The sequence below is a fragment of the Salinimicrobium sp. TH3 genome (assembly GCF_026676115.1).
GTDB lineage: Bacteria > Bacteroidota > Bacteroidia > Flavobacteriales > Flavobacteriaceae > Salinimicrobium.
Genome location: NZ_JAPONB010000004.1, coordinates 184,761 through 206,316, shown reverse-complemented (window position 1 = coordinate 206,316; position 21,556 = coordinate 184,761). Strand labels below are relative to the sequence as shown.

At 41.5% G+C, this 21,556-nt stretch carries 15 protein-coding genes; 4 read left to right on the top strand and 11 right to left on the bottom strand.

Going from position 1 to position 21,556, the window contains the following annotated elements:
* Window positions 1-2: 2 nt before the first annotated feature.
* Both treS and OU683_RS08385 read right to left on the bottom strand, forming a co-directional pair.
* Window positions 3-3,302, bottom strand: coding sequence for a maltose alpha-D-glucosyltransferase (gene treS, locus OU683_RS08390; RefSeq protein WP_268137152.1), 3,300 nt, complete (start codon window positions 3,300-3,302; stop codon window positions 3-5).
* A 10-nt stretch (window positions 3,303-3,312) separates the two neighbouring features.
* Window positions 3,313-5,292 carry an alpha-1,4-glucan--maltose-1-phosphate maltosyltransferase gene (locus tag OU683_RS08385; RefSeq protein WP_268137150.1) on the bottom strand — a complete coding sequence of 660 codons (1,980 nt, stop codon included), beginning with the start codon at window positions 5,290-5,292 and terminating at the stop codon, window positions 3,313-3,315.
* A gap of 194 nt (window positions 5,293-5,486) precedes the next feature.
* On the opposite strand from OU683_RS08385, the gene treZ reads away from it, so the two are divergent.
* From treZ to malQ, 4 genes are all read left to right on the top strand, one after another.
* A complete protein-coding gene (gene treZ / locus OU683_RS08380) occupies window positions 5,487-7,307 on the top strand; it encodes a malto-oligosyltrehalose trehalohydrolase (RefSeq protein WP_268137148.1) in 1,821 nt (606 codons plus the stop codon).
* A gap of 76 nt (window positions 7,308-7,383) precedes the next feature.
* The gene (locus tag OU683_RS08375; protein ID WP_268137146.1) at window positions 7,384-9,807 is read left to right on the top strand and encodes a DUF3536 domain-containing protein; all 2,424 of its coding nucleotides are present in this window, start codon (window positions 7,384-7,386) and stop codon (window positions 9,805-9,807) included.
* On the top strand, window positions 9,807-12,446 hold the full coding sequence (gene treY, locus OU683_RS08370) for a malto-oligosyltrehalose synthase (protein ID WP_268137144.1): 2,640 nt from the start codon (window positions 9,807-9,809) through the stop codon (window positions 12,444-12,446). Before OU683_RS08375 ends, treY begins: the two co-directional genes overlap by 1 nt.
* 1 nt (window position 12,447) lies before the next feature.
* Complete coding sequence (gene malQ / locus OU683_RS08365; protein WP_268137142.1) at window positions 12,448-13,953, top strand: 4-alpha-glucanotransferase; 1,506 nt, start codon at window positions 12,448-12,450, stop codon at window positions 13,951-13,953.
* Between the two features lie 69 nt (window positions 13,954-14,022).
* Here the strand turns inward: malQ and OU683_RS08360 are convergent, their stop codons facing one another.
* From OU683_RS08360 to OU683_RS08320, 9 genes are all read right to left on the bottom strand, one after another.
* The gene (locus OU683_RS08360; RefSeq protein WP_228914734.1) at window positions 14,023-14,343 is read right to left on the bottom strand and encodes a four-helix bundle copper-binding protein; all 321 of its coding nucleotides are present in this window, start codon (window positions 14,341-14,343) and stop codon (window positions 14,023-14,025) included.
* Window positions 14,344-14,441: 98 nt separating this feature from the next.
* Window positions 14,442-15,224, bottom strand: coding sequence for an ABC transporter permease (locus tag OU683_RS08355; protein ID WP_268137138.1), 783 nt, complete (start codon window positions 15,222-15,224; stop codon window positions 14,442-14,444).
* A complete protein-coding gene (locus OU683_RS08350; RefSeq protein ID WP_268137136.1) occupies window positions 15,217-15,924 on the bottom strand; it encodes an ABC transporter ATP-binding protein in 708 nt (235 codons plus the stop codon). The genes OU683_RS08355 and OU683_RS08350 overlap by 8 nt, the downstream gene beginning before the upstream one ends.
* Window positions 15,918-17,156 carry a nitrous oxide reductase family maturation protein NosD gene (locus OU683_RS08345; RefSeq protein ID WP_268137134.1) on the bottom strand — a complete coding sequence of 413 codons (1,239 nt, stop codon included), beginning with the start codon at window positions 17,154-17,156 and terminating at the stop codon, window positions 15,918-15,920. Before OU683_RS08345 ends, OU683_RS08350 begins: the two co-directional genes overlap by 7 nt.
* Window positions 17,156-17,596: a nitrous oxide reductase accessory protein NosL gene (locus OU683_RS08340; protein ID WP_268137132.1), complete on the bottom strand. Its 441-nt coding sequence runs from the start codon at window positions 17,594-17,596 to the stop codon at window positions 17,156-17,158. Before OU683_RS08340 ends, OU683_RS08345 begins: the two co-directional genes overlap by 1 nt.
* A gap of 13 nt (window positions 17,597-17,609) precedes the next feature.
* On the bottom strand, window positions 17,610-18,215 hold the full coding sequence (locus tag OU683_RS08335) for a hypothetical protein (protein ID WP_268137130.1): 606 nt from the start codon (window positions 18,213-18,215) through the stop codon (window positions 17,610-17,612).
* A 90-nt stretch (window positions 18,216-18,305) separates the two neighbouring features.
* Entirely contained in the window at window positions 18,306-20,273 is a 1,968-nt protein-coding gene (nosZ, locus tag OU683_RS08330) for a Sec-dependent nitrous-oxide reductase (protein WP_268137128.1), read from the bottom strand.
* 10 nt (window positions 20,274-20,283) lie between these two features.
* A complete protein-coding gene (locus OU683_RS08325) occupies window positions 20,284-20,877 on the bottom strand; it encodes a fasciclin domain-containing protein (RefSeq protein WP_268137126.1) in 594 nt (197 codons plus the stop codon).
* Window positions 20,878-20,938: 61 nt separating this feature from the next.
* Window positions 20,939-21,445: a c-type cytochrome gene (locus tag OU683_RS08320; RefSeq protein ID WP_268137125.1), complete on the bottom strand. Its 507-nt coding sequence runs from the start codon at window positions 21,443-21,445 to the stop codon at window positions 20,939-20,941.
* Window positions 21,446-21,556 lie beyond the last annotated feature (111 nt).

The window sequence follows — 21,556 nt, the reverse complement described above, 5'->3', positions numbered from 1 at the left end:
ATTTATTGTTTAATGCATGATTTAATGCCCCTTAGCGGGATCAAAACCCAATCTGGACGATTGTTCAATTCATAATTCATTTCATAGATCGCTTTTTCAAGCAGGAAAATCTGCATAAGGACCTTAGTGTCTTCCTCATCATCGGGAATGAAATTGTTATCCCCAACATGCTCATAGTAGCCTTTAAGGAACATCTGTGTTACCAGATAATACCAGTTTTCTGCCCAGTTATCCAGGTCCCCTTCTTTGTTGTGGGCATCCAGTTCAGATTCCAGGATGCTTCCAAAAGCGGCATAGTGGAATGAGCGAACCATTCCCGCAACATCGCGAAGGGGAGATCTTTTTAATCTTCTTTCACTAAACGATCTTGCCGGTTCTCCTTCAAAATCAATGATCACAAAGTCTTTTCCTGTCCATAAAACCTGCCCAAGGTGGTAATCCCCATGGGTCCTTATTTTCATGATCGGTATTTTATGGTCATAGACCTTTTTAAACACCTGGAGTACATCGTTCTTCATATTAAGCACTTCCTGTGCTTCTTCCTGAATATGCTTCGGAAGGGTTTTTATACTCTTTTGAAGATTTTGGAAGGCGTTTCGCGTGAGCGACTGCAGGGAAGAGAACAGCGATCTCTGGTAGTGCAGAGAGAAAGGTTCTGGTTCGAAATCTTTCTCATGTGGATTTGCAGCCAGGGCTTTGTGCATTTCTGCAGTTCTTTGGCCCAGCAGGAACATTCTTTCAGGGAAAATTGCACCCATTAATTCCTGCATGTTTTCTGAAAGATCCTGATAGGAAAGTGGAGTCAAAGTATGTTCTACCGCCTCGAACTCTTTTTCTTTAGGTAAGGTTAATACCCTGTCAAAAAAGCGGTTTAGAGCATCCTTTGTATAATCCCAGGCGTCGCCTTGATTTGGAATAAGGTCCTGCATCATTCCAAGAACAATGATGTTCTTTGAATCGGGTTTGTATTCTATGGCACCCACAAATCTTGGAGAGTTCTTATACTCTGTTTTTTCAGTTAGATACCTGGTGATCTCAAGATCTGGATTAATGGTATTATCCAGTTTACGATATAACTTCAGAAAATATTTATTATCAAATATGAGGGAAGTATTACTTTGCTCGGCATTAAGGATCTTTGAATGGACCTTTTCTTTTTCGGGTTCAAAAGTATCTTCACTGTGATAGAATACCAGGTTTGCTCGACCACTTTGAAGTTTTCTGCCCTTTTTGATGTTCTTAAACAGTACGTTTCTAAAACTTTCACTGTAAACAGCATCAAAAAGATATCCTTCCTCTTCGCCCAGCTTAAGCTTTGCAATTATTCCTTTTGCAGGTATTTCCTTGTACTCTTCTTCATGCCTGGGACTTAGAAATCCTAGAGGGAGTTGATAAACTTCAGGTAATCCGTCGTTGTAGCTTACCTCAATGGTAATTAAGGTGGAAGGCATGTCCTTTACGGGGATATCAACCTTATTAACCACATTAATGTTCTGGATGACCCTGGATTTACCACCAAACCAACGACAGGAGTTCAAATATTCAGGCAATACATAGTGTTCGAATTTGTACCTGATCTTATTTTGAAGTAATTGTTCCCAATTATCAACTTGCAGAAGGGGAGTTTCAGATTTTTTTATGTGTCCTTCCTCTTTTTGCAGCTGGAACCAGTAATATCCATGAGGAGCCATCGTGAATAAATATGGATGTTCTGTGATCCTTGGAAACTTATTATGACTAAATACTTCAACAGGAATGTAACCTTCATAAGCCTCCAGGTCTAATTCGGCAGCCTGAGGAAATCTGGAAAGATTTCCAAGCACCAGGATATCCTCATCTTCAAAGGTTCGGGTATATGCAATAATTTTGGCATTACTTGGAGAAAGGAAATTAATATCTCCACGTCCAAAGGCTTTGAACTTTTTCCTCATGCTAATGATCCTTTTCATCCACCACAAAAGGGAAGAAGAATTCATTTGCTCTGTCTCCACATTGATAGATTCATATTTATATGAGGGATCAATGATCACGGGTAGATAAAGCTTGTGTGGATTGGCATGTGAGAAACCTGCATTACGGTGTGAAGACCATTGCATTGGCGTTCTAACGCCATCCCGGTCTCCCAGGTAAAAGTTATCTCCCATTCCAATTTCATCTCCATAATATATAACAGGAGTTCCGGGAAGGGAGAACAGCAATACATTCATCAACTCGATCTTATTCCTGTTATTTTCTAACAAGGGAGCGAGCCTGTGGCGAATTCCCACATTGATCTTTGCCTGTGGATCTTTAGTATACACCTTATACATATAATCCCTCTCCTCATCGGTCACCATTTCCAGAGTAAGTTCATCGTGATTTCTAAGGAAGATTGCCCACTGGCAGTTTTCGGGAATATCGGGTGTCTGGTCGATAATGTCCATTATCGGATATCTGTCTTCCATTTTGACCGACATAAACATCCTGGGCATTATAGGGAAATGGTAGTTCATATGGCATTCATCTCCTTCACCAAAATATTCAGCCGAATCCTCCGGCCACATATTGGCTTCTGCCAGCAATAATTTGTTTTCATACTTGCTGTCAACATGGGTCCGCAGCTTCTTCAAGAAATCATGTGTTTCGGGAAGGTTTTCACAGTTGGTACCTTCTCTTTCAAAAAGATATGGAACAGCATCAAGCCTAAAGCCATCCACTCCCAGGTCGAACCAGAAGTCCAGGACATCGAATACTTCCTGCTGTACCTGCGGATTGTCAAAATTTAGATCGGGTTGGTGACTAAAGAAACGGTGCCAAAAATATTGCTTTGCCACGGGGTCCCAGGTCCAGTTGGAAGGTTCTGTATCGGTAAAGATGATCCTTGTGTCTTTATATTTATCTGGGTCATCACTCCAAACGTAATAATCCCTTTCTGGAGATCCAATTGGGGCATTACGGGCTCTCTGGAACCACGGGTGTTGATCTGAAGTGTGATTAATGACCAGCTCGGTAATGATTTTTAATCCGCGCTGATGGGCTTCATCGATAAGTTTTTTAAAGGTGTCGAGATCCCCATAGGAGGGATTTATACTGTAGTAATCTGCTATGTCATATCCATCATCCTTTAAGGGAGAAGGATAAAAAGGAAGCAGCCAAATAGCTGTAACACCAAGATCTTCCAGATAATCCAGTTTTTCGAGAAGGCCTTCGAAATCACCTATTCCGTCTCCGTTACTGTCAAAAAAAGCTTTGATATGAAGTTCATAAATTATAGCATCTTTATACCAGGTTTCCTGATCGCTCGCTTGAATTGGTTTGATCATTTTTTTGTCTTTATTGTATTGGTTTTTTAGTTTCAACTTTTAATATGTGTGCGGGAATTGCCCGTGGATGTAATTCAACAAAATTCCACTCGTCCTGCCATATATAACTCGCTCCCGTAAGAAGATCTCTTACAGAGTAGGAGTCATGGTTTTCAATTTTAAGACGTTCCAGCGGCACCTGGACCCAACCTGCCTGAGTATTGTGGGGATCAAGGTTCACAACGATAATTAGTTTATTTTTTTCCTCCTGGTCTACTTTGGAATAACATATAATTTGGTCATTATCTGTATCACAAAATTCTATATTCCAGGTGGTTTGCAACGCCTCATTTTCCTTCCTTATCCTGTTGAGAATGCTTATCATTTCTTTGGTGCGCGTGTTGCGGTGCCAGTCCCAGTGATAGATCTGGTATTTTTCTGAGTGAACATACTCCTCTTTGCCTGGATAAGGCTCGTTTAAGCCGAATTCAAACACGGGTCCATACAATCCGTAATTTGAGGACATGGTTGCAGCCAGGATAAGCCTTATAATAAAAGAAGGTTCTTCCCTGTGTTCAAGTGATATTGGAAGGATATCGGGTGTATTCGGCCAAAAGTTAGGTCTGTAGTACTCCCTTACTTCAGTTTTAGTTAATTCTGTTAGATATTCCTGAAATTCTTCTTTGGTGTTCCTCCAGGTAAAATAGGTGTAGGATTGATTAAAGCCAATCTTCGCCAGCTCTTCCATTACCCTTGGGCGGGTGAAAGCTTCCGCAAGGAAAATAATGCCTTCGTGTTTTTTGTTGATCTCCTTAATACACCATTCCCAGAATGGAAAAGTCTTGGTGTGAGGATTATCTACTCTAAAGACATTTACACCTTTGTCAATCCAAAATTCAACGATGCTCTTAAGTTCATCCCAAAGATTTTCCCAGTCTTCGGTTTCAAAATTGACGGGTAGCACATCCTGGTATTTCTTGGGCGGGTTTTCGGCATATTGCACGGTGCCATCTGGTCGCCATTTGAACCATTGCGGGTGCTCCTTAACATAAGGGTGATCTGGGGAACATTGAATAGCGAAATCAAGGGCTATTTCAATATCCATATCCTTGGCTTTTTTCACGAGACGTTTGAAATCCTCCATAGTTCCAAGTTCGGGATGAATTGCTTTATGTCCTCCTTCTTTGGCTCCTATTGCCCATGGTGATCCGGGATCTCCTTCCTCGGCTTCGGTAGCATTGTTGAGACCTTTACGGTGGCTGCGCCCTATAGGATGAATAGGAGGGAAATAGATGGTGTCAAACCCCATTTTTGCCACCTCGGGCAGCACATTTTCACAGTCTTTAAATGTTCCATGACGGCCTTTCTCGGGGGATGCAGATCTCGGAAAAAATTCATACCAGGCACTAAAAAGCGCCTTTTTTCTTTCCACTCTTACCTCAAGAGTCTTATCGTATGAGAAAGCTTTATTGCGATCACGGGATTCATACATCGCTTTGGAGGCACCGTCGCTCAAAGCTTCAGAAACTGCTCTTTGTTCATGCTCTTCGTCCCGTAAAAGCTCAATCCATTCTTTGAGTTTCTTTTTATTGGGAGCAGAGGCGCGGGAAAGCGCTTCTTCCATAAGTTCGGCTCCAATAAGAAGTTCAGTTTTAAGATTTTGGTTTGCGGCAGCTTTTTTCTCAAGGCCGTCCTGCCAGGTTGTGTAGTGATCTACCCATGATTCAATGGTGTATTCATAATCTCCTGTTTCACCAAGCTTGAAAGTAGTGGTCCACCGGTCATTACCTATAAAGCTCATAGGCTGTTCCTGCCATTTCTTTTCGCGACCTTTGCCTTTCTTTTTCTCCCGGTAATGGAGCACAGCGTCCACCTTATCATGGCCGTCACCAAATATATCGGCTTCTACTTTTATTTCTTCGTCTATTACTCTTTTTATCGGGTACTTTCCACAGTCAATTTGGGGTTTCACATTTCTTATACTAACTCGCTTATGACCATCTATTTTCATATGTTTTATTTAAAGGATAAAAGGTTGATTATTTCCCGAAATACCAGTGATTTCAAGTCTTTGTGTATTCTAAAACACTTAAATTTAGGCAAGTAAAAGCACACCCTTAGTTAAAAAAGTATTAAACATTAAATCTTCCGTTTTATCCTTCTTAGCTTTGAATGTGATTGAAAATTCAGGAAGAAAAGATATCTATGGTTAAGAAAGTTGGTGCAGTATATATAGGACATGAAGAGGTTGAGTTTTGCGTATGGGCACCTTTTGCCGAATCCATTGAAGTAGTCATAAAAAATATTCCGGAGCCGGTGGCTCTTACCAAAGATGATCAAGGTTACTGGAGTAAAACCATCAACAATATTAGGCCGGGAACGCTGTATAAGTTCAGGCTGAATAAAAAAGATGAATTTCCCGATCCCGCCTCTCTTTCCCAGCCACAGGGTGTACATTCCTGGTCTAAGGTCATAGATCATTCAGGTCATTCCTGGCAGGACAACTCCTGGAAAGGCAGGGAGATCGACGACATGATCATTTACGAGATCCATGTGGGAACATTCACTCCTGCCGGAACTTTTGAGTCCATTATCGAAAAACTTGACCATCTTAAAGAATTGGGAATCAATACCTTGGAGTTGATGCCAATTGCACAATTTCCGGGAGAGCGTAACTGGGGTTATGACGGGGTTTATCCTTTTGCAGCCGAGGAAAGTTATGGCGGAGTTAACGGCCTCAAAAAATTGATTGATGCCTGTCATAACCGGGGCTTCAGCATCCTGCTCGATGTGGTTTACAATCATCTTGGACCCGAAGGAAATTACATTTCGCAGTACGGTCCTTATTTCACAGATAAATATCACACTCCGTGGGGAAGCGCCCTTAATTTTGACGATGAATATTCAGATCCCGTGAGGCATCATTTTATCCAGAATGCTTTAATGTGGCTGGAAGATTTTCATTTTGACGGCCTTCGCCTGGATGCTGTTCATGAGATCATAGACCGTGGCGCAAGACACTTTCTCAAAGAGCTGAGTGAAAAGACAGATGAGCTGGAGGCAAAGACCGGGAGAAGATACAATCTCATTGCCGAAAGTGATCTTAATGACACAAAATTAGTAAAAGAATATACCGAAGGTGGTTTTGGATTGGAAGGCCAGTGGGTGGATGATTTCCACCATTCCCTACATACTGTTCTTACCGGCGAAAAAGCCGGTTATTATGCCGATTTCGGAAAAATGGAATATTTGGGAAAAGCTTTTAAACAGGCTTTTGTCTATGACGGTAAATATTCCAATTTCAGAAAACGAAGCGTTGGCAACAGCCCCAAAGGGTTAGATCCTTCCAATTTCGTAATATGTATACAGAATCATGACCAGGTGGGGAACCGGTTGCTGGGAGAGCGGCTGGCCGAACTAGTGAGTTTTGAAAAACAAAAACTTGCTGCTGCAACTATAATTTCGTCCCCTTATGTGCCTATGCTTTTTATGGGTGAGGAGTTTGGCGAAAAGAACAGGTTTCAGTATTTTGTTAGTCATGGGGATACCGACCTGGTAAAAGCTGTACAGGAGGGGCGAAAAAAAGAATTTGAATATTTCTTCCATTCTCATGCTGAAGGAGAATTCCCCGACCCGCAGGCTGAAACAACTTTTGAAAATTCCAGGCTTGACTGGCATTTTAGAGAAGAAGCGCAGAAAAAAAACACCTTTGCCTTTTATAAAGAGTTGATAAAACTGAAAAAGGATGGCGCTTTTAACCTTTTTAAAAGCCAAAGTATTAATACCGAAGCTGATGAAGAAAAGAGGATCCTGAAAGTTTCGGCCCGGGATGGAAATTCAGCTTTAACCGGTATCTACAACTTCGGAAGTTCAGCTTATTCAGAAGAAATTTCAGAAAAAGAAAAACTGCAGGTTCTAATATCTTCTGCAGATAAAAAATGGGGAGGCGACTGGAAAATTGAAGACGTTTTAAATTCAGGAAAAATCAACGTTCCTGCGGAAGCGGTTTTGATCTACAGATCTTAAAAATATTTCCTCCCAAAAATGCCTTTTTTGGAACCTAAATTCCAGAAGAGGTAGTTCATTAACTAATTACAACATTATGAGTAAGAAATATGTATGTGTGCACGGACATTTTTATCAACCGCCAAGGGAAAACCCTTGGTTGAACAAGGTTGAGATACAGGAATCGGCATACCCGTATCACGACTGGAATCACAGGATAAATGCAGAATGTTACGTAAGAAATTCGGCTTCCCGTATTCTTGATGAGGAGGGGAAGATCCAGGCTATCATGAATAATTATGCCTGGATGAGTTTTAATATAGGTCCCACCTTACTGGCATGGATGCAGAGTGAAACGCCACAAACTTATGAGGCGATACTGGAGGCCGACAAGCAGAGCCAGGAAGCTTTTTCCGGACACGGGTCTGCGCTGGCACAGGCTTATAATCACCTTATTATGCCCCTGGCCAATAAACGAGATCAGGAAACGCAGGTAATTTGGGGAATTGAGGATTTCAAATCCCGCTATAACCGTATGCCCGAAGGCATGTGGCTTGGTGAAACAGCGGTAAATACCGATGTGTTGGAGATGCTTGCCAAGCACGGGATCAAGTTCACCATCCTATCTCCATACCAGGCAAAACAGGTGAGAAAGATTGGTGCTAAAGACTGGGAAGACGCCAGTGACGCTAAAGTAAATACCCGCCGTGCCTATAGATGTAATTTACCTTCTGGTAACGAGATAAGCCTGTTCTTTTATGATGGCCCCGCTTCACAGGCCGTTGCTTTTGAAGGTCTTCTTAATAATGGAGAAGCTTTTGCCGACAGGTTAAGAGGCCAGTTTGACGAAGATGATGACATGGAGCTGGTACACATAGCTACAGATGGAGAGAGTTATGGTCATCACCATAAACTGGGAGAGATGGCACTTTCTTACTGCCTGCACTCCCTGGAAGAAGATGAAGATCTAAATCTCACCATTTATGGCGAATTCCTTGAAAAATTCCCGCCCGAATACGAGGCCCAGATCATTGAAAATACCTCATGGAGTTGTTACCACGGTGTAGAGCGATGGCGCAGCGATTGTGGTTGTAATACAGGAGGGAATGAAGATTGGAATCAAGAGTGGCGTAAACCTCTTAGAGACGCATTTGACCAGGTACGGGAAAAGCTTATTACTCTTTACGAAAAGAAAATGCAGCCTTTTTCTTCAGATCCCTGGGGAGTGAGAAATAAATATATCCAGGTGATCCTGGACCGGGAGGCCGGCAACGTAAAAAAATTCCTTACCGAAAATTTTGGGGAAGGGCTTTCTAAAGAAGACGAAGTTAAGTTACTTAAGCTGCTTGAAATGCAGTACCATACTATGTTGATGTACACTAGCTGCGGCTGGTTCTTTGACGAGGTAAGTGGGATTGAGTCTATGCAAGACATTTTTTATGCGCAAAGGGCTGTGCAACTGGCCGAAGAGATAAGTGGCGACAGTTATGAACCCGATTTTGTGGAATCCCTTAAGAAGATCCCGAGCAACATTCCGGAATATGGAACGGTACATAAAGCCTACGAGCTGTATGTAAAACCAATGGAGCTCGATATGATAAGGATTGGTGCTCACTACGCCGTCTCTTCGATTTTCGAGGAGTTCCCTGAAGAAGTTTCACTTTACAACTTTAGTGCTACCATTAAAGCCAGCCATTACTATGAAGCCGGAAAACAAAAATTAATGATCGCCCGCACCGAGTTTCGCAGTGATATTACCTGGGAAGACCTCGATATTTCCTATGCGGTGCTTTATATGGGAGATCATCATATTTTTGGAGGGGTGAGGCAGTATATTAGTCCCGAAGCCCTCGAAGAACTTCACGATAAAATGTCATTTTATTTCGAAAAAGGGAACATCTACGAGATCTTTAATCTTATGGATACGCACTTTGGAAATCACAATTACTCCTTTTGGCACTTGTTTCGTGATGAGCAACACCTCATTATGAAGCAGGTGATGGAAAATAACCTTACAGGGGCCGAGGGGGCCATGCAACAACTGTATGATAATACTTATCCTTTGCTTAAGACTTTCCAGGAGATCAATATGCGCGTACCTTCGAGACTCAAGCTCCCGGTGGAAATGGCAGTAAATAACAGGCTCATTAAGGAGCTTAAAAAGAAAGATTGCAACCTTAAAAAACTGGAAAGCCAAATAAAGTCGGCAGTGTCAATACAGGCTAATCTTGATATGGTGACCCTTAATTTCCTTGCGGACCGGCAACTAACCGAAAGAATGCTGGAGCTGGAGCAGAATCCAACAGATTTTAAGTTGCTTAAAAAGGTAAATACATTTCTTAAATTACTGGAAGCCACACCTTTGTCGCCCGAAAAATGGGAAGCACAAAATATTACTTTTGGAATTAAAGAAAAGCAATACCAGGATATGTTGAAACGCGGTGAAGATGGAGATGAGTCTGCTTCCAAGTGGGTGCATGCTTTCCACGAACTTGAGGAATCTGTTAATCTCTCCCTGTAATGAAAAATCCCGTTTCAACATATCGCGTTCAACTTTCTCCGGAATATACTTTCGATGATCTCAATGAAATTCTCGATTACCTCGAAGAGTTTGGAATTTCGACCGTTTATTCGGCTCCCTTTTTCCAGGCCCGCCAGGGAAGTAGTCATGGTTATGATATTATCGATCCCTTTCGATTAAATAAAGAGATTGGGAGGCTTGACATGTTTAGAAAGATTAGTTCAAAACTGAAGCAGAAAAACATGTCATGGCTGCAGGACATTGTTCCCAACCATATGGCCTTTGACGGAAATAATGTTTGGCTACAGGATATTTTTGAGCTAGGTCCCGAATCTACTCATTACAAATCCTTTGATATTGACTGGGAACAATCGGGTAAGGTGATGGCACCTTTTCTGGGAAATCCTTTGGCTAAAGTAATTAAGAATAAAGAGCTGCAGCTAAAGGTTTCAAAAAAGGGATTTTTCTTTAAGTATTTTGATCATGAATATTTAGCTGCAGCGCGTTCCTACGCTTCCATCCTTGGCGACCAACTTGGGGGGAAATGGGAAGAAAAGTTCAGAAACTTATCGGTAAAAGGGGAAAAATGGCAGGAATTGAAAGAATACTTTCTGCGGGAATATCAGAAAGATCCCGAATTTAGAAATAAGATCAACAGCAGGATAAAAGAGATAAATGCTTCCGAAGAAAACCTGAAGGAAATGCTGGAGGAACAGTATTTCCTGCCGGCTCACTGGAAAGAGACCGAAGAAAACATCAATTACCGCAGGTTTTTTACGATTAATGATCTCATTTGTCTTCGTATGGAAGACAAAAAGGTTTTTGAAAGTTATCACCGTTTTATTCTGCAGTTATGTGAAGAGAACCTTATCCACGGCCTGCGAATAGACCATATTGACGGACTCTTAGATCCCAAGGAGTATCTTGAATGGCTTCGTGAAAAACTGGGCCCCGATTTTTATATCACTATCGAGAAGATCCTGGAGTGGGATGAAAAGCTACCTGTACACTGGCCTGTTGAAGGTACCAGCGGATACGGATTTCTGGCTACAGTGAATCAACTGCTTACCGATCCTACAGGGGAGGAGAAGTTTTTAGAAGCCTATCAAAAGCTTTACCCTAAAAACTCAGATTATAATGATTTGGTTTATGAGCAAAAGCTGTTCATCCTTACCGAGAGAATGGGAGGTGAATATAAGAACCTTTGGGAAATGGCTTTAAATCTCGATCTTTTGGAGGATGAAGAAAATAACCGGAAGGCTTTGGGAGCCTTTTTGGCTGCTTTCCCTGTCTATAGGATCTATCCCGAAGAATATCCGCTGCGAAAGCGGCAGAAAAAAATTATAGAATCTGCTTTTCAAACTGCACAACGTACTAAGCCCGAGCTGGAAAAGGAGTTGGAGAAGGTTAAAGATGTCTTCCTGGGAGAAGCTCAAAAAGATCGTGATAACATGCTGCAGTTTCTTCAAAGATGTCAGCAGTTCACAGGTCCTTTGGCCGCAAAGGGAGTGGAAGACACCACTTTTTATATTTTCAATGAATTGATCTCTCACAATGAAGTAGGGGATTCTCCCGAAAATTTTGGGCTTTCTGTAGCAGGATTTCATGAACGTATGAAATTGAGGATGGAAGATTTTCCGCTTTCAATAAATGCCACCGCTACCCACGACACCAAACGTGGAGAAGATGCCCGAATGAGAATTAATGTGTTGAGCGAAATTGGCGGAGAGTGGTTTAAAAAGGTGGAAGACTGGCGGGAAATCGCTAAAGATTTGAGAAAAGATCCGGCTGTTCCCGATGCCAATGAAGAGTATTTCATATTCCAGATGCTCATAGGTGCCTGGCCTCACTCAGGAGAGCCAGGAGAGGAATTTTTGGAAAGATCTACTGCCTATCTGCAAAAAGTCCTGCGGGAAGCAAAAGAGCATTCTTCATGGGCCGATCCTAATATTGATTATGAGAATAAAGTTTTCGATTTCCTGAAGGCTCTGCTGAACTCTTCGCAGTTTAAAGATTCTTTTGAAGGTTTTCAAAAAAAGATTTCTGCCTATGGAGCTCTAAAATCTCTTTCTCAATCTCTGCTGAAAATCACCGCCCCCGGAATTCCGGATGTTTACCAGGGAACCGAACTTTGGGACCTTAGCTACGTGGATCCCGATAACAGAAGACCTGTAGATTACGAACTTCGCAAGAAATATCTTTCAGAATTGAATTCTGTGCTTCCTGAAGATCTTCAACAGGAGATTAAAAATTTGAAACAGGACTATACCTCTGGAAAAATAAAAATGTTTTGCATTCATCGCGCACTTAATTTTCGGTTGGAAATTCCCGGCACTTTTGAAAAAGGGGAGTATGTACAGCTGGAAGTAAAAGGGGAGATGGCAGATAAAATTCTCGCCTTCGCCCGCAGGGATGAAGAAAATGCTGCAATAATTGTAGTTCCCGTGATGGTAGTGGATCTTTTTACAAAAGATCTTCAGGTACAGGACCTACAGCAAGAGCTGAAAATTGTTCTGCCCAAAAACTTTACAGGAACCTTCAAAAATGTCTTTTCGGGAGAGGAATTTTCTTCAGAAGAAATCGCAGTTAAAGATCTTTTTAAAGATTTTCCTGTCGCACTTTTAAAACAAGATACTTAATATGAAATTAGAAAGAAGCAGTGGTGTTCTTTTACATATAACCTCCTTACCAGGGGAATTTGGAATAGGGGATCTGGGCCCGGAAGCTTTTAAATTTCTCGACTTTTTAAAAAAATCGGGATATACTTACTGGCAAATTCTTCCTTTGAATCCAACAGATGGGATCTACAATCATTCCCCTTACAGCAGTCATTCGGCTTTTGCTGGAAATCCTCTGTTGATTAGTCTGGAACTATTGGAGGAAGAAGGATATATCGATCTTAAGGATTTTCCTGTGCCTTCAGGAATGAAGTCTGAAAAGGTCATTTTTGAGAACGTAGAAATGTATAAGCAGCAAATTTTTACTGCTGCCTATAAAAAATTTAAAAGCAGTAATCAAAAAGATCCCGACTTTGCTGAATTCACAAAGACGCATGCAGGATGGCTTGATAATTACAGCCTCTACCTGGCTTTGCACTACAAATACGATAAAGCCAATTGGACCAATTGGCCAAAAGAATTACGAGATAGAGAACCGGAAGCTCTGGAAAAAGTAAGCCATGAATTGAGTGAACAAATCGAACGTGAAAAATTTATTCAGTTTCTCTTCTTTTCTCAATGGTCCCGTTTGATACTCGAAGCACATGGACAGGGGATCAAAATTTTTGGAGATGTACCTTTTTACGTGAATCACGACAGTGCCGATTGTTGGGCAAATCCCGAAATATTTAAACTGGATGAGCACAAAGAGCCTACTCATATTTCAGGTGTACCACCAGATCTTTTTAGTAAAACAGGCCAATTATGGGGAACCCCTGTTTATGATTGGGAAGAACTTAAAAAGGATGGATATCAATGGTGGCTTGAGCGCCTGCGGCAAAATCTCCTGTTGTTTGATGTTGTGAGGATTGACCACTTTAGGGCATTTGCCGATTACTGGGAGGTGCCTGCAGAGGAGAAGACTGCTATCAACGGAAAATGGGAAAATACTCCCGGAGTGGATTTCTTTAAAAAGGTACAAACAGAATTTCCTGAAATGCCCTTTATAGCCGAAGATCTTGGAATTTTGGACCAGCCCGTTTACGACTTACTGGATGAATTTGATTTCCCGGGAATGAAAGTTTTGCAGTTCGCTTTTGGGGATCCAAACCGCAGGAATCCATATATTCCTTATAACCACCAGTTCAACAGCATTGTCTATACGGGGACGCATGATAATAACACCACGCGGGGCTGGCTTATGGACAGTGATAAAAAAGTGCAGGAACATTTGGATCGCTATACCGGTCAAAATATAACTAAAGAAAATGTTCATGAGGTACTGGGGCGTATGGCCTTAGGATCTATTGCTGCCATAGCGATACTACCTTTGCAGGATATTTTAGGGTTGGGGAGTGAGGCCATAATGAATACTCCCGGCAGTACGAAAGGAAATTGGTGCTGGCGCACAACTTCTGAAGAAATAGCCAGTTTAAATACAGAAAAACTGTTTGAAGAAAACGAGCTCTACGGAAGAATTCAGAAATAAAGATCTTCCAAAAATGACATTTTAGAATAATGAAAAAACCCGGAGATTAATCCGGGTTTTTCATTATTCTTAGGCTGCATATTGTCTGCAAGCTTCTGCACATTCGCGGCAGGCTTCTGCACAGTCCTGGCAGTGTTGAGTTTCATGTTTTTTACACTCCTCAGCACATTGTGTACATACCATTTCACAGTATTTCACAAGCCCTGCAACATTGGCATCCTTGATAGTTAATATATCTGCAAGTGATGCGCAGGCAGAGGCACAGACCTTATCTTTTCTTATACAATCTACCATCTTCTTGAGGTTGTCCTCATCAAGACAGGCATCTGCACAATGGTTACAATGGTTAATACAGTTCGACAGCTTATTTAAAAATTCCTGATTTTTCATTTGAATTGGTTTTTGGTTAAACTTTGATTCAAATTTTAAGATAACCAAATGATCTGCTTAGAAGCTCCAAACTGCTGTTAAACAATGTTTATTAAAGGTTAAAAATCTTTTTTCTTTACCACCCTTGAAATCCTGAAGAGCGGCAGGATGACCCATACAACCAGCATTCCCAAAGAAGCAAAAGCACCTACGGGTGTCCCGAAAAACTCCTTAAAGACGGCGCCGGTGTAACTAAGGAGAGCCGAAATATCAAGTTTTAGAAGGATAAGGATCCTTGAAAGATCTATAGGATTGAACATGGTTGCTACAAGTGAAAACTTATCCAGGGGATATTCCTGAAAGTAAACCAAAGAGAGCAGAAAGAGCCCGTCATAGATCACCGCTAAGAACAACCACATCAAAATAGCAAAACCAAATCCTTTGATCTTATTCTCATTAGAGAGAGCAATATTAAATGCCAGTGCAGAGAAGATGAGGGTGAGGAAAAGTCCCGTAATAAGGAGCATGATGAAGTCCCAAATGGCCGGAGATTTAAAGAGACCGTAAGCTACAAAGGGCAGGCCCAGCCCTATTACAAGGCTTAAAGAAAGAGAGATCGCAACACCGAGGTATTGGCCAAGAAAAATAGAACTTCGCTTCACCGGCTGGGCCAGCAGCAACTCCGTAAATTCCCGGGAATTATAATAATACATCACCCCAAAAATTGTCCCAATGAGGGGAACTAACATGATGATGACGTTCATAAGGGTAATAACAGCCGTGGAAAGGTCGTTGTTAAGAAACAATAAAGTCGTTCCCAACAGCAAATAGAAGAAGAAATAAACATAACTCCAGCTACTGCGTACAAGGTCAAAAAAGCTGTATTTAAGTATCTTAAACATGTTCTTCAGATAATAAGTGCGCTATGGCGTGTTCAAAATCAAACTGGCCTGTAGAGGTTTTTAACTCACTCACAGTGCCATCGAAGTAGATCTTCCCGTCCAGCAAAAAGACAATCCGATCTGCCATCTCTTCCACAAAATTCATGATGTGAGATGTGATAAGAATAGTTTTGCCTCTTTGTTTTTCGGTCCTTATCAACTCACGCAGACGTAACAGGGAAACAGGATCAAGTCCCGATGTTGGTTCATCAAGAATGATTAGCGGACTGTCGAACATAAAACACAGCAATAAATTCACTTTTTGGCGGGTACCGCCCGATAATTTATTCAGTTTTTTGTCAAGGTAGGGATGGAGACCAAAAAAGTCAATTAGTTGTTGATCCCTTGCGATCTTGCCCCGCAAATCCTTGATCATTGTGATCAATTCCTGTACCCGCAGGTTTCCGGGGAAATTGGCGATCTGTGGAAGATAATCCAGCTCCTGCCGGTAATTCCATTTATGGAGAATACTTTTTCCATTCAGCTCGATCTTTCCTTTCTCTGGAACTACCATTCCCAGAATGCTTTTTATAAGGGTGGTTTTCCCCGATCCATTAGGACCCAGAACGGCAATTATGCCTTTTTCCTTTATTTCCAGGTCCAGACCGTTCAACACGATCTGGTGTCCATATTTTTTATGTAGGTCTTTAATACTTACCATTTGATCTTCTTCATTTTAGGTTGTGGATCAACAAGCTCTGCCGGAGTAAAAACAGGAGAGACTTTTTCTGAAAAATCCAACAACCCTATAAACATGCTTCTTAGCAGGATAATAGCTTCGGGAGTCGTGTTAACCAGGTAAGAAAACAATTTTACCGGCCGGAACGGCACATCTCCAATTCCGTCTTTATTGAGGTCATAGCCCGTATAATCACTCCAGTAGTTCCTTGAAAATTCATTTTCATTAATATTTCCCGTGTATGCCACATCAAATGAATTTGCAAGAAAATTATTTCTCCTGAAAACGTTTTTATAACAAGCTCCCCTTATTCTTATCGCATAGCCATTGCTTATAAAATCATTCTCCAGATAATCTATCCTGTTGGTATTATCGGCACTTATTGCAATGGTGTTATCTTCAAAGATATTATGTTTTAAAGTAGCGTCGTTGATCTCCTTCAAAAGCAGGCCATAAGAGGCACTGCCCCAATTCTTCCTGAAAAGGTTTCTTTCCATCTCAATGAATTTTGAATACATCACCGCTACTCCCGCACCATTATTCTCAAAAAGGTTTTCGAGATACCTGTTGTGATCGGAAAACATAAAGTGAAGGCCGTACCTCAGGTTCTCCTTACAAACATTGTTGATGATATCACAATTATTGGCAAACTCCAGATAGATACCATCCCTTACTCCCTGTACATCGTTGTCTTCAATGATAAGTTCTTTGGAATGCCATACATGAATGCCATTTCCGGAATTGGCCTGGCTTCTTGCTTTACTCCTGATTATATTACCTTCAATAATTCCATTTTCAGATCTTTCCAGTAGAATTCCGAAGAAAATATTGCTCAGCCGGTTATTTTTAATGCTGAAATTTTTTGACCTGGAGACAAGGATGGCAGCGTTATCACTGGTGTGGCTTGTTCCTATATTTTTGATGTGCAGACCTTCAATGGAGAAATCATCTGCTTTTATTTTAAAAGCCGTGCCTTTCATTTCGGCATCGATCACCGGGTAATCTTCCCCAATTATTGTGAGGGATTTGCCAATAATCTCAATTTCATATTCCTTGTAAAGCCCTTTTTTGATCCTGATGGTATCTCCACTTACAGCAAGTTCTACTGCCTGCTTAATAGAAGAAATTTCACATTCATGACACACGATGATCTCTTTGGCTGCAACAGTAGAGACAAAAAAGAACAGGAAAAAAAAGAGGATTAACTTCTTCATTATTCTATTCCAAATAAAGAGTCTTTTTCAAGCAGGTAAGTAATGAGGTCATTCCAGTAATAAGTATGGGCGTTCTGCGGGGAAGCTATAGAGGATTCTTTTCTAATGGCAGCCAAATTAGCTCCCATAGGACTCTTAAGGCTATCATTAACTATGAAAAGAGCCTGTTCTACCGCGATCATATTACCGGGATTTGAAAAATCTGCTACCTGTTGAATTGCCATTCCTTCAGAATGATCGTGAAGGTCATTCACCATACATTCTATGGCATCATATTTAAATTGTTTGCCTTTCTTACTTACTGCCTGGGCCGAAAAGCTTCGGTCCACTATTGTCATCTCACAAAAGTCACACGAATCCTTTCCATAATCTATGGGTTGTGGATTGGTGCTGCAGGAAATAAAAAACACAGGGATCAACAGGTAGAGCAAATTTTTCATAAGATCCAGTTTATTATTTTGTTGTTCTTTTACCCCAAATCCACGCTACCAGAGTAAGGAACATCCCTATAAACATGAGATATGCCCCTGTTTGAGGGTAGGAGTGGGCGGTAAAGTTCAAAATCTTTTCAGATCCAAGCAAAGGTGGTTTATAGCTCAATGGATTTCCTTCAGAATCTGTTAGCTTTATAATTGCCTTGGGATCGAGATCGGTTCCGTAATCAATAAGCCAGTTATTGAAGTCATACATTCCCAGTATTCCCAGGATTGTCATGAGCACCAGCCAACCAAGAAACCAGTTAGGGCTTATTTTTCCAAAAAAGCCTAAAATACCAAGTAAAATTCCCAACCCTGCCATGCCTCCAATAACCAGAGGGAAGGTATTAAACTCCCACATCTCCTCGGGTTTTGGTATCTTTTTCATGCCAATATAGTGGTTGATACCATCAATGTTCTGTATGTCAAATTCTTCTTCGCCTTCAATACCGGCAATGTAAATATCCATACCAAGAGGATCGGGATATTGTGGAGCTTCAAGTTTAATGTTCCATAACGGGTAGAAGAACAGCCCCAGTAGCAGGGCCGAACCTACTATCATTATTAATCCTGACGTTTTCATATTATTTATTTAAAAAGAAAGCGGGTAGTATTACCCTAACCCGCTTTCATTAAATGAAGAGTTGAAATTTTATAACTAATTAAACATACTCTACTCTCCGTCCAGGGTCCATTTTAACGGCACGTTGGAATTCTTTCCTGAAACTCTTACATAACCCTGCATTTCCTGGTGAAGTGCAGAACAGAAATCTGTACAGTAGAACGGCCATACACCTTCTTTTTTAGGTTCCCAGGTAATTGTTTTTGTTTGTCCCGGCATGATCAACAATTCTGAAGTGTTGGCACCTATCATTGCAAAACCGTGAGGAACATCAAAATCCTGCTCCAGGTTGGTAACGTGGAAGAATACTTTGTCTCCTACTTTGATCCCTTCCAGGTTATCTGGTGCAAAGTGACTACGCACCGTGGTCATATATACATGAACATTGTTCCCGTCCCGCTCCATCTTTGTCTCACTTTCACTGGTCGCAGCATACTTGTGCTCATTTTCATCAAGCCTGTAGATCTTTTTAGAATTCGCCTTTATTCTATCGGCAGAAATTCCTGCAGCGTAATGTGGCTCTCCATGAGTAGGGAAGTCCAGCAGCAGCTCCATTTTATCCCCCGTAATGTCGTACAACTGGGCAGAATGTTCCAATTCCGGTCCTGTTGGCAGATAACGATCCTTAGTGATCTTGTTCATTGAGATTAGGTACTTTCCTTCAGGCTTACGCGAGTTTCCGCCGGGGATCATAAGGTGACCCACTGAATAGTAGCTTGGCTGCCTGTCAAGAACTTCCCAGGTTCCCAATTTCCATTTCACAACTTCCGAAGAAATAAAGAATGTGGTGTAAGCATTTCCTTTTCCGTCAAATTCTGTGTGCAATGGTCCTAATCCTCCTTCTTTTACAGTTCCTGCAAGAGTAGAGTCAAAGTTAAGAATAGGAATGTCATAGGCTTCTCCTGTGAAATCTTCATTCTCTATTGCTTTCAGCATTTTTGAGAAAGAGTGAACAGTAAGGTCTGTTGACAGTTTTCCATTTCCAACAATATATTCTCCGGAAGGATCTACATCACAGCCGTGCGGCGATTTGGGAGTAGGCATGAAGAATACTGCACCTTCCACATCACGCGGATCAACTCTGGTTACTTTGTTCTCCATTGTGGTTGTAGCCGTATGTGTGCTGTGATCGTATACGTTATGTGCGTACTCTGCATCCATTTGTTCACCACCGCCGTTCCTTACATATTCCTGGATCTTTTTCCAGTTTACCGCAGCGATAAAATCTTTATCGTTTTGAGAAGCGTTCACTTCCTGCATAGTATGGGCTTCTTCGGTGTTATAAGTAGTGAAGAAGAACCATCCATGGGAATCTCCACGTCCAGGGTGTGACAGGTCATAGTTAAAGCCTGGCATAGCCAGTTGAAAATCGATGTTCATTTTACCGTCGTCTCCTACTGCAATAAAAGTAAGAGGGCCTTTAAAATTCCCCTTCATTTCATCAATAGGCATATCCTTTTGAGGATAGGGAACTGCAAAGCGTGTACCCGCTACAACATATTCTGTATTCTCGGTCACGAAAGAGGAGGAGTGATTACCTGCACTGTGAGGGATCTCAATGATCTCTTCTGTCTCAAAAGTCTCCAGACTTATCCTGGCGATACGGGGGGTGTTATTCTCATTGATGAAAATCCATCGGCCATCAGTTTCTCCATTTGTTTGGGAAATATCCGGGTGGTGAGAATCTCCCCAGGGCACAAATCCATGAGAAGTGTTCAACATCGGCTTTGTCTCTTCAGAATATCCGTACCCGCTGGTAGGGAACTGGGAAAACACAGGAATTTCCTTTAACATACGCCCTGAGGGAAGACCATATACGGTAAGGTTACCACTATATCCTCCCGAGAGAAATGCGTAAAATTCGTCATGCTCCCCGGGAGCTACGTAGACCCTTTCGGCTGCATTAGATGCCATAGCACCGCCCGATGATCTATTTGTGTCTTTATTATTTTCATCTCCACAGCTTACCAAAAGCAAGCTGAAAAGAGCAATAAATAAAATTGAATTGAATTTTTTCATTGAATTGTTATTAGTTGTTCTTTGGTAAAATCACTTTGTCTACTACGTGTACCCAGCCGTTGCTGGCTTTGACTGTTCCAAGAATTTTGGCACCTCCCACGTAGATGTCATCTCCTTCCTGTGTAACCTCCACGTTCTCTCCCGAAGCCATGTATAAAGTCCTGCCTTTTTTTACGTTTTTGAGCAGCATGTCTACTGGATAATTACTTGGAGCTACATGATTGGTAAGAATATTAGCAAGTTTTGATTTATTCTCTGGCTTAAGCAGTTCTTCCACAGTTCCTTCGGGTAATTTTTCGAAGGCTTCATTGGTAGGTGCAAAGACAGTAAGTGGTCCTACATTCACCAGGGAATTCTGTACCTCGGCGGCCTCCACTGCAGCTACAAGAGTACTATGGTCTGGAGAATTAATGGCGATACGCAGCGCGTTTGGATTATCACTCTCATCATCTATGTAAGCCTGGCCTTTATTAGAAGCCGGTACTGCTCCTTCTTCAGTCGGGGCAGGGGCAGCCTCATTGGTTTCCTTGTTATCCTTACAGGATGTGGTAAGGATAAAAGCGCCTAAACTGAGGCATAAAATTGTGAACTTGATTATTTTCATAGGTATTGGATTAGGTTGATTAGCCATTGTCAAATTACCTGCATAAAAATACCTTTTCAGGCTAGTTTTGCTGGTCATACTGCCTGAAGTATTCAAGGATCGCTCTTGTTTCTTCTTCAGTAAGGTTCTGGTTTGCCATTACAGCCATGTTAGACTCCACCAACAGTTTTTTGGCAATGGGGTCTTCTTTGATCATCTTCTCAGGGTTAAGGATCATGTTCATGATCCATTCGGGAGCACGTCTTTCGGTGACTCCGGCAAGGGAAGGACCAACGAACTTCTTATCCATCTTGTGACAGGCAGAACACATATTCTTGAAAAGTTCTTCTCCGCGGGTAGCCATAGCCTGGTCTACGTCTCCACTTAGGTCAATATTCTCAATAGGTCCAATTCCTTTGTTCTGCATGTTGTCTGTCTCTGCTGTAGTCGAAGTGGCTTCCTCTACAACTTCTTTTTGTACTGCAGTACTTTCATCGGATAGTTTGATCTTTTCCTTTTCTTCCTTTTCTCCACAGGCCGTTAATGCCATGATTAGAGATAGTGCACAAATCTTTAGTGTTAATTTCATAATAAAGGTTCTTTTTAATTGGTCCAAAATTAAGACATTTACATTTAAAAAAGATAAAACGGTCTTAAAATATTTTTAATTCATTATATTTAGTTTGGATTTAGGGGAGGG

What these genes read in the sequence shown, in the direction of transcription:
- treS (WP_268137152.1), bottom strand. Translation starts at nt 3,302, where the DNA reads ATGATCAAACCAATTCAAGCGAGCGATCAGGAAACCTGGTATAAAGAT.
- OU683_RS08325 (WP_268137126.1), bottom strand. Translation starts at nt 20,877, where the DNA reads ATGAAAATAATCAAGTTCACAATTTTATGCCTCAGTTTAGGCGCTTTT.
- nosZ (WP_268137128.1), bottom strand. Translation starts at nt 20,273, where the DNA reads ATGAAAAAATTCAATTCAATTTTATTTATTGCTCTTTTCAGCTTGCTT.
- OU683_RS08350 (WP_268137136.1), bottom strand. Translation starts at nt 15,924, where the DNA reads ATGGTAAGTATTAAAGACCTACATAAAAAATATGGACACCAGATCGTG.
- OU683_RS08345 (WP_268137134.1), bottom strand. Translation starts at nt 17,156, where the DNA reads ATGAAGAAGTTAATCCTCTTTTTTTTCCTGTTCTTTTTTGTCTCTACT.
- OU683_RS08385 (WP_268137150.1), bottom strand. Translation starts at nt 5,292, where the DNA reads ATGAAAATAGATGGTCATAAGCGAGTTAGTATAAGAAATGTGAAACCC.
- OU683_RS08340 (WP_268137132.1), bottom strand. Translation starts at nt 17,596, where the DNA reads ATGAAAAATTTGCTCTACCTGTTGATCCCTGTGTTTTTTATTTCCTGC.
- treZ (WP_268137148.1), top strand. Translation starts at nt 5,487, where the DNA reads ATGGTTAAGAAAGTTGGTGCAGTATATATAGGACATGAAGAGGTTGAG.
- OU683_RS08375 (WP_268137146.1), top strand. Translation starts at nt 7,384, where the DNA reads ATGAGTAAGAAATATGTATGTGTGCACGGACATTTTTATCAACCGCCA.
- OU683_RS08335 (WP_268137130.1), bottom strand. Translation starts at nt 18,215, where the DNA reads ATGAAAACGTCAGGATTAATAATGATAGTAGGTTCGGCCCTGCTACTG.
- OU683_RS08360 (WP_228914734.1), bottom strand. Translation starts at nt 14,343, where the DNA reads ATGAAAAATCAGGAATTTTTAAATAAGCTGTCGAACTGTATTAACCAT.
- treY (WP_268137144.1), top strand. Translation starts at nt 9,807, where the DNA reads ATGAAAAATCCCGTTTCAACATATCGCGTTCAACTTTCTCCGGAATAT.
- OU683_RS08320 (WP_268137125.1), bottom strand. Translation starts at nt 21,445, where the DNA reads ATGAAATTAACACTAAAGATTTGTGCACTATCTCTAATCATGGCATTA.
- malQ (WP_268137142.1), top strand. Translation starts at nt 12,448, where the DNA reads ATGAAATTAGAAAGAAGCAGTGGTGTTCTTTTACATATAACCTCCTTA.
- OU683_RS08355 (WP_268137138.1), bottom strand. Translation starts at nt 15,224, where the DNA reads ATGTTTAAGATACTTAAATACAGCTTTTTTGACCTTGTACGCAGTAGC.